The organism is Nostoc sp. JL23, assembly GCF_017115065.1.
Lineage (GTDB): Bacteria > Cyanobacteriota > Cyanobacteriia > Cyanobacteriales > Nostocaceae > Nostoc > Nostoc punctiforme_A.
Genome location: NZ_JABXKN010000092.1, coordinates 189274 through 201270, shown reverse-complemented (window position 1 = coordinate 201270; position 11997 = coordinate 189274). Strand labels below are relative to the sequence as shown.

At 41.6% G+C, this 11997-nt stretch carries 9 protein-coding genes; 8 read left to right on the top strand and 1 reads right to left on the bottom strand.

The genetic code is table 11. From position 1 onward, the window contains the following. Positions 1–43 precede the first annotated feature (43 nt). Positions 44–445 carry a metal-sensitive transcriptional regulator gene (locus HWQ42_RS18695; protein ID WP_292738328.1) on the top strand — a complete coding sequence of 134 codons (402 nt, stop codon included), beginning with the start codon at positions 44–46 and terminating at the stop codon, positions 443–445. 230 nt (positions 446–675) lie between these two features. Further along, entirely contained in the window at positions 676–1494 is an 819-nt protein-coding gene (menH, locus tag HWQ42_RS18690) for a 2-succinyl-6-hydroxy-2,4-cyclohexadiene-1-carboxylate synthase (protein ID WP_292814804.1), read from the top strand. Positions 1495–1511: 17 nt separating this feature from the next. Here the strand turns inward: menH and HWQ42_RS18685 are convergent, their stop codons facing one another. Then, positions 1512–2153 (bottom strand): glycoside hydrolase family protein, encoded by a 642-nt coding sequence (locus HWQ42_RS18685; protein WP_292814802.1) that lies wholly within the window; start codon positions 2151–2153, stop codon positions 1512–1514. Positions 2154–2950: 797 nt separating this feature from the next. On the opposite strand from HWQ42_RS18685, the gene HWQ42_RS18680 reads away from it, so the two are divergent. The 6 genes from HWQ42_RS18680 (at position 2951) to HWQ42_RS18655 (ending at position 11918) form a co-directional block, all read left to right on the top strand. Beyond that, positions 2951–3793 (top strand): HpsJ family protein, encoded by an 843-nt coding sequence (locus HWQ42_RS18680; RefSeq protein WP_292814800.1) that lies wholly within the window; start codon positions 2951–2953, stop codon positions 3791–3793. A 126-nt stretch (positions 3794–3919) separates the two neighbouring features. After that, positions 3920–4828 (top strand): glycosyltransferase family 2 protein, encoded by a 909-nt coding sequence (locus HWQ42_RS18675; protein ID WP_292814798.1) that lies wholly within the window; start codon positions 3920–3922, stop codon positions 4826–4828. 638 nt (positions 4829–5466) lie between these two features. Beyond that, complete coding sequence (locus tag HWQ42_RS18670; RefSeq protein WP_292814796.1) at positions 5467–6231, top strand: DUF502 domain-containing protein; 765 nt, start codon at positions 5467–5469, stop codon at positions 6229–6231. Between the two features lie 388 nt (positions 6232–6619). Further along, positions 6620–7261, top strand: a complete 642-nt coding sequence (nusB, locus tag HWQ42_RS18665) for a transcription antitermination factor NusB (protein ID WP_292738334.1) — start codon at positions 6620–6622, stop codon at positions 7259–7261. A 254-nt stretch (positions 7262–7515) separates the two neighbouring features. Beyond that, the gene (gene ftsY / locus HWQ42_RS18660) at positions 7516–9189 is read left to right on the top strand and encodes a signal recognition particle-docking protein FtsY (RefSeq protein WP_292814794.1); all 1674 of its coding nucleotides are present in this window, start codon (positions 7516–7518) and stop codon (positions 9187–9189) included. Positions 9190–10526: 1337 nt separating this feature from the next. Next, the gene (locus tag HWQ42_RS18655; protein WP_292814792.1) at positions 10527–11918 is read left to right on the top strand and encodes a PP2C family protein-serine/threonine phosphatase; all 1392 of its coding nucleotides are present in this window, start codon (positions 10527–10529) and stop codon (positions 11916–11918) included. Positions 11919–11997 lie beyond the last annotated feature (79 nt).

Here is an 11997-nt window from a genome sequence, read left to right as displayed (position 1 = left end):
GTACTAGACTAGGATCTTAGTAATACAAGCCTTTTGATAGCCCATGAATGGATCAAACCGATTAGGTAAGGAATCCTTGCCAACATCCCAGCAAGCAGAACATTCCCACTATCACGATACAGACCACGAGTATACAGATCGGACTCATGGAACTGGAGAGTTGACTCATCCTCACATCCATAGCGAAGAGTCTTTACGGCGAATTGTCAATCGATTATCGCGTATAGAAGGACATGTTCGTGGTATTAAAGCAATGGTGCAGCAAAGTACCCCTTGTCCTGATGTTTTACTGCAAATTGCCGCAGTGCGGGGCGCATTGGATCGAGTTGCGCGAATTGTTTTGGATGAACATTTGACTGAGTGTATTGCGAGAGCCGCACAAGAGGGTAATATTGATGTTGAAATTAAACAGTTAAAAGCAGCTTTAGATCGATTTTTGCCTTAAGAATGAGAAAAATAATCTAAAATGCATTCGCCAAATTAGTGATGCACTAGCAGCGATACATCAAAACTCAATAGTGCATCCTGAAATTCATTCCAGCGACATCATATTGCCAACTGGTAGACAACCTATTTCTTATAGACTTTCCTTTGTTCGCTTTTTCTAGGAGGCAACGAGGGAAAAACTTATTACATCAGATAATATGCTGTGCAATGATGATTTTTACCTAGACTATGATTCTAAAAAATTATCAATTTCATTATTCTTTAACTAGCACTTTAGATAAACCACTAATTCTTTTTTTGCATGGCTTCATGGGTAACATTAATGAATTTGATGAAGCCATAAAATTACTATTTAACGAATTTTCCTATTTAACACTTGATCTCCCCGGACATGGCAAAACTCAAGTTTTAGGTGAGGACGAATACTATACAATGGCAAATGCTGCTCATGCTTTAATCAACTTACTAGATGAGTTAAAAATTGCCAAATGCTTTTTAGTTGGTTATTCAATGGGTGGAAGATTGGCTTTATACCTAGCCTTGCATTTTCCAGAACGTTTTCATAAAGTTGTTCTAGAGTCAGCTTCCCCAGGTTTACCAACAGTAGCAGAACGATTAGAACGAATTAAAATTGATACACAAATAGGCAGAAAATTAACAAGAATCTTTGAAAAAAGTGACAAAATCACTTTTCTATCAAATTGGTATAATCAACCGATTTTTGGTTATATAAAAAATCATCCAGAATATGATCGCATGGTTGAAAGCCGATTGCAGAACAATCCACAGGAATTGGATAAATCACTGCGCTTTATGGGTACTGGATGCCAAAGTTCTTTATGGGAAAAGCTACAATGCAATACAATTCCTATACTTTTACTAGTCGGTGAATACGATCAAAAATTTATATCTATTAATACAGAAATGGCTAAAATATGTGAATTTGCTCAGATAAAAATAATTAGCAATGCTGGACACAATATCCACTTTGAAAATACTTTGGCATTTGTGGAAAATATAAAAAGTTTTTTGTCCACAGCAAGTTAAAAACTAGGATAACCTTACTACTTTTTTACTGCTTTGCTAGAAGGAGTTTGGGATGGTGGCAAATTCGGGGCTATTGGTTGTTTCGCTGCGGTTAATTCCTCTTGCAACATTTTTTGATAAACCTTGGGCAAAGAGTTACTCACAGAATTAGTTTCTATGCCATATCCCAGACTTGTCCAGGTGGGAGAGAGTCGCCGCAAAACATCATTTAACTTTCGCTGACGCAACAGTTGAGAAATATTAGTTCCCCAAACTTTAGAATCATTTAACCAACGGTAAACTACTACATCTTGATATTCTGCTTCAAAACTATAAGCAGTCCAAAACATCATCTGCATCGGCTTTGGGTGATAACGAGGGGCTAAACGATACCAAGTAATGTTGATAATTTGATATCTGCCAGCAGCGGTAGAACAATTACCTGTATTGGGGCCTGTGACAATTGTGACGCATATCTCAGGATGTCGGCTAAGATCGTTGACTTGCTGTCCACCGTATAACAGCGAATAGGGACGGTTTCCACTAGCCTCACTTGCCGAGATGGTTCGCATTAAAGCGCGGATATAAGGGTCGCCCTCTTTCATCACTAAAGGCGGCTGTTTATTTTCAAAGATGGGATCGGAAGGCGATCGCAAGTCTCCAATATACCATTGCAACAAATATACAAAGCCGAGAAGCGCGGCTATTGGCCCAATAAGTTTTTCAACACCTTTGAATTCAAAGCCTTTCAGAGTCTGACTCCTTCAAATTCACTCTCTTTGCTAACAAAAATCATCGACGAACTGATTCCAGTAAAGTTCACACCTGATTGTTAGTTATTATTTCCGATTTGCTCATTTTTATTAGGAATTAGCAAAAAAGAGTATAAATACAGGAGTTTGCAAATAACTGAGGTACAAAATGCAGGACTCACGCTTCAGATATAAAGAGTTTCTACCTTCTGCCTCAAAACCCGTAGCTTTGTACTTCATGCAAAAAAAAACTATTCTAAGTATAACAAGCGAGATATTCGTAAAAATCCTGGACAAGTATAAGCTCAATCACTTGGGTAGCATTTGCTCTCAGCAACAATTGCTTCCTTGCTCAAAGCGGACGATAAGTTGATACAACCTCATTGCAAAGGTTTCGATTTAAGTTGACACCAATGCACATCTGTGAACCCTTACAAAAGGTCTGTATTACGAATGATTGAGAACTGCAATCAGGGTGATTGGGTAATTAATGAGTCTGTTCCTCTAGCCCCGCATAGACTTCGTATCTTAAAATACCAGGAATTTCCTGAAGACACTGTAGATAACAAATGTTACTGTGGCCTAGTTGAAAACCAAGAGGCAGATAGCCTTTACCAATATTGAATCTGCTTTGTGTTTTTACACAATAGTCATAGTCATGGGCACAATATTCAAGTAGCTTGAAATATGAAAATCACTCGTATTCACCACCAGTTTGAAAAATTATGGTTAACCGTTTTACTTCCGTGAGTACTGCTCTCACACTTAAGGTAGTTGGAATAATCTGCATTTTGTCCTTTTTTGTTGACTTTTTGATTCTGTTGTTACCCTTTCAACCCACCGATCGGGTATGGCAAATCAATTTGGGAACAGCGCTTGTCGATCGCGGAATTGTTCCTCTAGTCGGTTTGGGGCTTCTGTTTGCTGCCTATTGGATTGAGAATGCCGATCCAGCAAGCGATCGCCCCCAAGGTATCGATTTAAGATTTCCCGCCGCGATTATCTCCAGTATTTTAGGGTTGATGTTCTTGCTGATTTTTCCCCTGCACCTAAATAACGTCAATCAAGCCAAGACTCAAACACTCAACCGAATCACCCAAGAAGCAGATCAGGCAGAAACTCAACTAAACACTCGATTATCGCAATTGCAAGCACAGCTGAATACCGATCAAGGAAAAGCGCAACTAGACCAGCTGCGAAACCAAACCAAAGCTCAGTTTAGTGAAATCCTCAAAGATGACCAAAAATATAAGCAAGCAATTGAAAGCCCTCAAATTCCCGCAAATATAAAAGAGTTACTGAAGAAAGCTAAAACAAATCCCCAAGTACTTGACAAAGCTATCGAACAACAAACAGATATTCAAACGCTGCAAACTCAACAACTGAGCCAACTTCGCCAGCGCCGAGACGAAGCACTGCAACAAGCTAAAGATACGGCTTGGAAGTCTGGACTGCGGATTGGTATTAGCAGTTTGCTATTGTCCATTGGTTACATTATCATCGGCTGGACAAGCTTAAGAGGTAGGGGTGCTGTACAAGGTGGTAAACCTAGAACTGCCGCACGCTAATCTACTATTGGCATGGCAGTAAGAAGTATCCCAAAATTATTGACGGCTGATACTGCCATGCGCCTAATAGCTAATAACAATAACAAGGCAATTATCACTGACTAAAATCGCTATAAAACTTGAGTAATGTTCTCAATTTACATACTGACATATAACGAAGAACTAGATATTGCTGCTTGTATCGAATCGGCGATGTTATCAGATGACATCATTGTTGTGGATTCATGCAGTAGCGATCGCACTGTGGAAATCGCCAGTCGCTATCCCATCCGCGTTGTCCAACACGCTTTTGAAAGCCACGGACGCCAACGCACCTGGATGTTAGAGTCTATCCCACCGAAGCATCAATGGGTTTACATTCTCGAAGCTGACGAGCGTATGACACCAGAACTGTTTGCGGAATGCGAAAAGGCAAGTCAGAATCCAGACTACATCGGTTACTACGTGGCTGAACGCGTCATGTTCATGAATCGTTGGATTCGCTACAGCACACAGTATCCCCGTTACCAAATGCGGCTCTTCCGCCACGGGAAAGTGTGGTTTACAGACTACGGTCATACTGAGCGAGAAGTTTGTGAGGGTGCAACTAGCTTTTTAAAAGAAACATACCCACACTACACTTCTAGCAAAGGTTTGAGCCGCTGGATTGACAAGCACAACCGTTATTCTACGGATGAGGCTCAAGAAACATTGTATCAGTTGGAACAAGGAAAGGTTAACTGGCAAGATTTATTCTTTGGCAAATCAGAAGTCGAAAGACGGCGTGCCCTGAAAGATTTGTCTTTACGTTTGCCCGCCAGACCGTTGCTACGGTTTATATATATGTATTTTATCTTAGGCGGATGTTTAGATGGACGCGCCGGAGTCGCTTGGTGTACATTGCAGGCATTCTACGAATACCTGATTTTGCTCAAAGTCTGGGAAATGAAGTATTTACCGAAACCTAATTTAGATGCAACAGCGATTTTGGTACAAGAGAGTACGCAACAGTTGCAGTGCGCGGATTCTGAAACTACACAGGTTGATGCAGCGTGAAGAGGCCTGGAGATTAGAAGGATTTCCTGTATAGCGATGCCTACGGCGGTAAACTACGCAAAATCATAGGGTACACAGATGTGCTACACAGATCCCTGACTTCGTAAAAGTTGTCGGGGATCTTGTTTTTCATAATTCAAGACTAGATAAAAGAGACTTCCAAATCAAAAACATCCCAAATTTTCTAGGGAAATGGTTGTCCCCATCGCTTCTATATTTAGGACGGGCAGAATACTCACCCACAATATGGATAATTTATTTCTTGGAAATCCCTAACAAATTAATATTTTTAACAGAACATTTTCATAAAAGCCGCTCCTACTCAAAAGTGAGTGACTGACCAGATAAAATAATTTATTAGATTACCCTGTAGTACTTTCACAATCATGAGCAGCTTTTGATTAAGCGCGATAGATTAATAATACCTAAGAACTTGCAACAATTATTTACAAGTCTTATAAATAAAAGTAACATCTTCTAAGAATAACCAGTCGCCATCGGATTGGTTAATGTCTATGTGTATGCTTATAGGAAAATAGCTGATTTCCAGCAGCAGGCAACTTGCTAGCGTTTTAGACAGTTACTTGCGGCAGAATCTGCCAAAGTTAAAGCCTTCGGAATTTGACGAATCTGCTGGTATGGATACGAATAACAAAAGTTCCTCTAGCTTAAAACAGGAGAATCGGGGCTTGGTAATCGATCGCCTAAAACAGGACTTAAAAAACGACCTGATTGCTGGTTTGTTAGTAATAATTCCCCTAGCAACCACTATCTGGCTGACAATTACCATTGCGACTTGGGTAATCAACTTCCTCACCCAAATTCCTAAACAATTGAATCCCTTTGATGGCTTAAACCCAGTTTTAGTAAATATACTTAATTTATTGGTAGGCTTGGCTGTACCATTACTAAGTATATTGCTGATGGGCTTGATGGCTCGAAATATCGCTGGGCGCTGGTTGTTAGATTTTGGTGAGCGATTATTACAGGCAATTCCTTTAGCAGGGCAGGTATACAAAACTCTTAAACAGCTTTTAGAAACAATACTGAAAGATTCTAATGGCAAGTTTCGCCGGGTAATTTTGGTAGAGTATCCTCGCCGAGGAATTTGGGCGATCGCTTTTGTTACTGGTGCAATCAGCAGTGATATCCAAGCCCAGATGTCTCGCCCTGTACTAAGTGTTTTTATCCCCACCACCCCAAATCCGACTACTGGATGGTACGCAGTCGTTCCTGAAGACGAGGTAGTGAACCTCTCCATGTCGATTGAAGACGCCTTTAAAATAGTTGTATCAGGTGGCATTGTCGCCTCCAATACGCCTTTGGTTTTCTCCAAAGAGTCCACATTGGAAGTGAAACACGAAGAAATCAAGCAGCAGGTTATTCCCGTCGAAGAAACGTGAAGAAGGCAGGAGGTTGGAATAAACAATAGCAGCTCGCACTCCATCTAAATTTCAAGCCACCAACTCAGAGATTTTGGTATCTTGACTTAAACTCCAAGAAAAAGCTCTGGTTGCGACAAGAGATATAGGAGTTTAAGACCTCTACATCTACATGTAGCACCCATTTCAGTCGGGGTTTAAATCCCCGTCTGAAATGTCTTTAATTTTGAATTTTGAATTTTGAATTTTGAATTGTTAACCTGCCTCCTTCCCTCTGCCTCTCTGGAATCAATCTGGCATAGTCACAAGCAAATGCGTAATGTTGTTGTTTAACTGTGCCAAAATTGATAGGCTTATAAGTTTGTCTTGCCTAGTAAATTCAGTTCTCGCACAATCACCCCTCAGTTCTATGCAACCTCGTAAACCCCAGCAAATTGCTCGTGAATTGGCGCTTTTAAGCCTTAGCCAATTGCCAGTCAACCCAAAGAAATTAGACAAATTGGAAGACGATCAATTAGTATCCAAGTTGGTACTAGGTGCAGTACGCACTCTGACCTCAGAAGTTCAAGATACCCTTGATAATGCCGCAGGTGAACTGCAACGCAGTAACGATCGCCTCTTAAGTAGCCAAACTCGGGCCTCCGACCTCAATACTGCCAGAACAATGCTTCAAGAAGCGATCGCTTGCACCCAGACAGCAATCAATCAGTTGGGTACAGCAGTTGATTTCCCAGTATTGATTCAGTTAGCTAATCAGGACAAGGGAGTTCGGAATTACGCTAAAGAGCTTGTGATTACCGTCAACGACAATCGACACATTATAGAAGAACTCATTTCTGCTGCCTTAGTAGATTGGCAAGTAACTCGCCTCGCCCAAATTGACCGCGATATCTTGCAAATCGCGGTTGCAGAAATGAAGTTCTTAGGAGTTCCAGACAGTATCGCCATTAACGAAGCCGTGGAGCTAGCCAAACGCTACAGTGGAGACGATGGTCATCGCTTTATTAACGGTGTTTTGCGCCGAGTCACTGAGCAGAAAAAAACTGCGTAGTAGTGCTGCGGAATTCATAATTTTTATACTGCCGTGGAGAAAAGTCTGTAGCCGCTTCTGCGGCTTCCTCCAAGCGGAACGTCATTCAAAGTGAGACGCTGCGCGATCGCAAAAAACTCTCTGTTGTCACGATTCTCTTTAAACTGGCGTTGAAAGGTGAGGATAGCTCGGAAGTTTTCACCCCAAGAAAAAGTACAAAGTTAAATTAAACTCATAATTCATAACTCATAACTCATATAAACAATACTGCTGCAATGGTTTTTAATTGGTTCCGTCGTCAACATAACGATTCCTCTAACACTCCCTCTGATAAAAAACAGGAAGAAACACCTCCTGTACAAGAACCCCAACCAGAGCCAGCCGACACCTCAACACCAACTGCTGAAACTGCACCAGACACAACGGCAGACTTATTGGCATTTGCTAAAGCTGCCTACAAAAATATTCAGCAAAAACAGCAAGTCGAGGTAGTAGAAACCCCAGCTGATTCAGCAGATACCTTAGCACCATCAATACAACCTGAAACCGCAGAAACGGTAACTGCGGAAATCGCTGAACCAGAAGCAACTGAGGAACCTGCTAGTACAACCGTAGAAACAGCACAGCCAGAAGTTATCCAAGCTGCTAGTGAGGAAGAAATTATAGAAGATTCCTCAGTGGCAGCAATTGTTGAACAGCCAGATGTTTCCAGCCCAGAACTCACGGCAAGTGAAGTTGAATCAACACCCACCGAACCACTAGCTACGCCAGAGGCAACACAGCCAACAGCACCAGCTAACTTATCCTTTTTAGAACGGGCGGCGGCAGAACGGCAAGCCAAGCTGGATCAATTAATAGCCACCGCCATTGAAGTTCCAGAACCGGAGGTAGTACAGCCAGTAGCGACAACCTCAGAAACAGCAGAGGAAATTCCCGGACTGCTATTTGATGATGGGTTTGTCTGGTCAGCGAAAGTTCTAGCAGCTCAAGGTAGAAGTGCAGAAGACGTTTCTATTGAAGAAATTACCTGGCTGAAAAAGCTCCGGCAAGGGTTAGACAAAACTCGCCGTAGTATTCTCAATCAACTGAAGGCGATCGTTGGTCAAGGGCCGCTTAACCAAGCTGCTGTAACGGAAATTGAGGCATTGCTTTTGCAAGCCGATGTGGGTGTAGAGGCGACAGACTTTATTATCAATGCCCTACAAACAAAACTGCGAGAAGAAGTTACCGCACCTGAAGAAGCGATCGCTTTCCTGAAAAAAATCCTTCGGGATATGCTGGATGCACCGAGCAAAACCTCCCACAAAACTATCTTTACCCCAGAAAAAGAAACCTTAAATATTTGGTTAATTACTGGGGTAAATGGTGCGGGTAAAACCACCACTATTGGTAAAATTGCCCATCTGGGACAAAAATCTGGCTATAAATGCTTGATTGGCGCAGCAGACACCTTCCGCGCCGCCGCCGTGGAACAAGTGAAGGTTTGGGGTAGTAGAAGTGGCGTGGATGTAATTGCCAATCCGGGAAAGAATACAGATCCGGCAGCAGTTGTATTTGATGCGATCGCCGCCGCTCAAGCGCGTCAAACTGAATTGCTTCTGGTAGATACGGCTGGGCGACTGCAAAACAAGAAAAATTTAATGGACGAACTCGGTAAAATCCGGCGAATTATCGACAAAAAAGCCCCGGATGCCAAAGTAGAATCTCTTTTGGTTCTAGATGCCACTTTAGGCCAAAATGGACTGCGGCAAGCTGAAGTTTTTTCCCAAGCTGCCCAACTCAGTGGTGTTGTCTTAACCAAGCTAGATGGCACTGCCAAAGGCGGCGTTGCCCTTGCCGTTGTGCAGCAGCTAGGTTTACCCATTCGCTTTATTGGTGCTGGCGAAGGAATTGAAGACCTACGCCCTTTTTCGAGCTATGAGTTTGTCGAAGCTCTCTTGAGTGGTTAGTTGAAAAATTTCGAGTTAAAAATTTTTCTTAACAAACTTAGGACTTACGCAATACTGTATGATTCTTCTCTGGGAGACACTGCGCATTGGCGTCAGCCTGTGACAGAGAAGGAGATTCGATAAATTAAGCTTTTTAGCTATTTTTGCATAAGTCCTAAAACTGATAAATTTACGGATGACTGATCTGGTATTATCACTTGAACTAACTAGAAACAGCTCAAGTCCTAAAATTATGAATTTGTCACCATAAATGGGTGACTTTTGCTAAAATTTCTAGCTAATGCCCTTTTTGAAGTCTTAAATGGGCTTTTAAAATGTAGCAGCACGGTATTTAGTTGTTACAGACAAAAGCCCCTAGACTTTCATATTGCAGCAATTTAAAAGGGAATCGAGACGCTCACCCCTAATACAACTCTATTGTGGGATGGATAGCAATCTCAATGGTGAGCAGTGTGTTGGCGAACCAGCGCGGGAGGTTTTTCCTCCATAGGTGTTTGGTGTTGGCTATGGCGACTTACTCATGCAACGTCTATCGAGAGGTTTGAATTCTGATGGTTAAAAAAACTCTTTCTGGTTTTTGACTTAAAGTTCTTAGAGGATATTTCTTCTATTTTTAGTGTCATCTCTTCTATTCATATCTTACACTTACCAAATGACTCACACCTAAAATAAATTACAGGCGAATGGTTTAACTCTGTTACATCTGACTAAAAAGATAGAGTTACTTCACTTTTATCCTGTTTTGATGGGTTTAAGTTTTGCATCTTCAGCAACTTAAAATTCACAAAACGAAAAATTAAAAATGGAAAAGCTCAATCTTGGCGATTATCCCAGCAATTATGGTATACAAATTAAATATTTGAAAACTTATTTACATATTCTCAGGTTTGGGAACGAGTGTAAGTCTGTTTTTTTAGCAAATTAAGCTCGATTTGAGCGCTTATAGAGGTTTTCACTCAAAAGACTTCTAGTCTCCTAGTTGCTTCTGCCCAAACTGTCCCTCTGAAAGCGTTATAAATTATTCTTTGAATAAAGTATTTTTATGACTTTAGAGATATGCTTTGGTAATTAAGTTATGAAAAAATGAAATCCTTTCTGATATATCAGCAAAAATAGTAATTATTACGGGTAGAATTTGGACTAAAAATACATGATTTGAAATTACCAACATTCCATTAGAAATACAATAAGCAAATAAAATACTTATAAAATTTGCCTGTTACGTCTTTATACTCTTGCTAAAATGGCAAGTCTTGTCTAAATATGGTTTAGCAATGCCAAAGCCAAAAGATTTATAAGTCATCTAAAATCTGCCAATATAAAGTGCAATAATACCCGTGCCTGTGTCTCAACTGCCTTCTCAACCCACTGATAATAATAGTAGTGCCACGACGGATGTCACCCCAGTCGTGGCACTCAAAGAACTCGTGGCAAGGTTGCACCGGGAACAGAACAAAATTCAAGATTTGCTAAGTTCTTTAGGATTTGCCCTGAGAAGTTTCAATAATTTGAATCAGTTTTTGGAACTGATTCCGCTGATGGCAACAAGAGTGACAGATGCAGACGGTAGCGCCCTGTTTCTCTACAAACCTAATGGTCAAGTCAGGTTAGAACAGTTACATTGGCAAGATAGTGGCCAGCGCAAGAATATCCGCAAAGCGCTAGAAATAGCCAGTAGTCAAATCACGCTTTTGCCCAATACTGCCCCCCTAGCGAATGCCACGGGGATTTTGGATGACCAGATGCATCGCTATTTAGGACCAGATGTGCAAATCTTTGGTACGGCGATTCTGGTAAAGCATACAGAACGGGGATGGCTCTATGTCTTGAGCCGCGATCCAGAATATAGTTGGACAGAAACCAGGCAAAAGTTAGTTAGGTTAGTGGCAGACCAAACAGCAGTAGCGATCGAAAACGATGAACTAGCTGTAGAACTAAGAAAAAAAGAACGCCTAGACCAAGAACTAGAAATTGGCGCAGAAATCCAACGGCGACTTCTACCACGTCAATGCCCCACAATTCCTGGTGCAGTCCTGGCTGCACGGTGTAAACCTGCCAATCGCGTCGGTGGAGACTATTACGACTTTATTGCTACCAATCATAATAAGATTCAGCCCAAGATCAAAGGTGGCACCGAAACTAGTCGCTGGGGTTTGGTTATTGGAGATGTCATGGGCAAAGGTGTCCCCGCTGGGCTGATTATGACGATGATGCGGGGAATGCTACGAGGAGAAGTGCTACATGGTAATTCCCCAGCCGGAATTCTACAAAACTTAAATAGAGTTATGTATGCGGATTTGGAAAATTCCCACCGCTTTGTAACGCTATTTTACTCAGAATATAATCCTCACAGCCGAATTCTGTCTTATAGCAATGCGGCACACAATCCTCCCTTGTGGTGGCACGCGGCGACAAAAACTGTCACCCGTTTAGATACTTTGGGAATGTTGATCGGTTTGGATGCTAACAGCCAATATGAAGATGCCCAGGCACAGCTAGAGCCTGGAGATACAATTATCTACTATACAGATGGCTTGACCGATGCCGCTGCTGCTGGTGGCGATCGCTTCGATGAAGACAATTTTGTTGCTGGCTTCAATACGGCTTGTAAATACTGCAATGGCCCAGAGGAGATTGTGGATTACCTATTTGACCAAGTTCAGCAATTCATCGGTGCTGATAAACAAAATACTGATGATATGACACTAGTTGTTCTGCAAATCTTATAATCATTGGGCATTTATACTCGATCAAGTCATGAGTCAATGCTCGATTTTATGGTGACAGAGGATTCACTACAGTGATTCC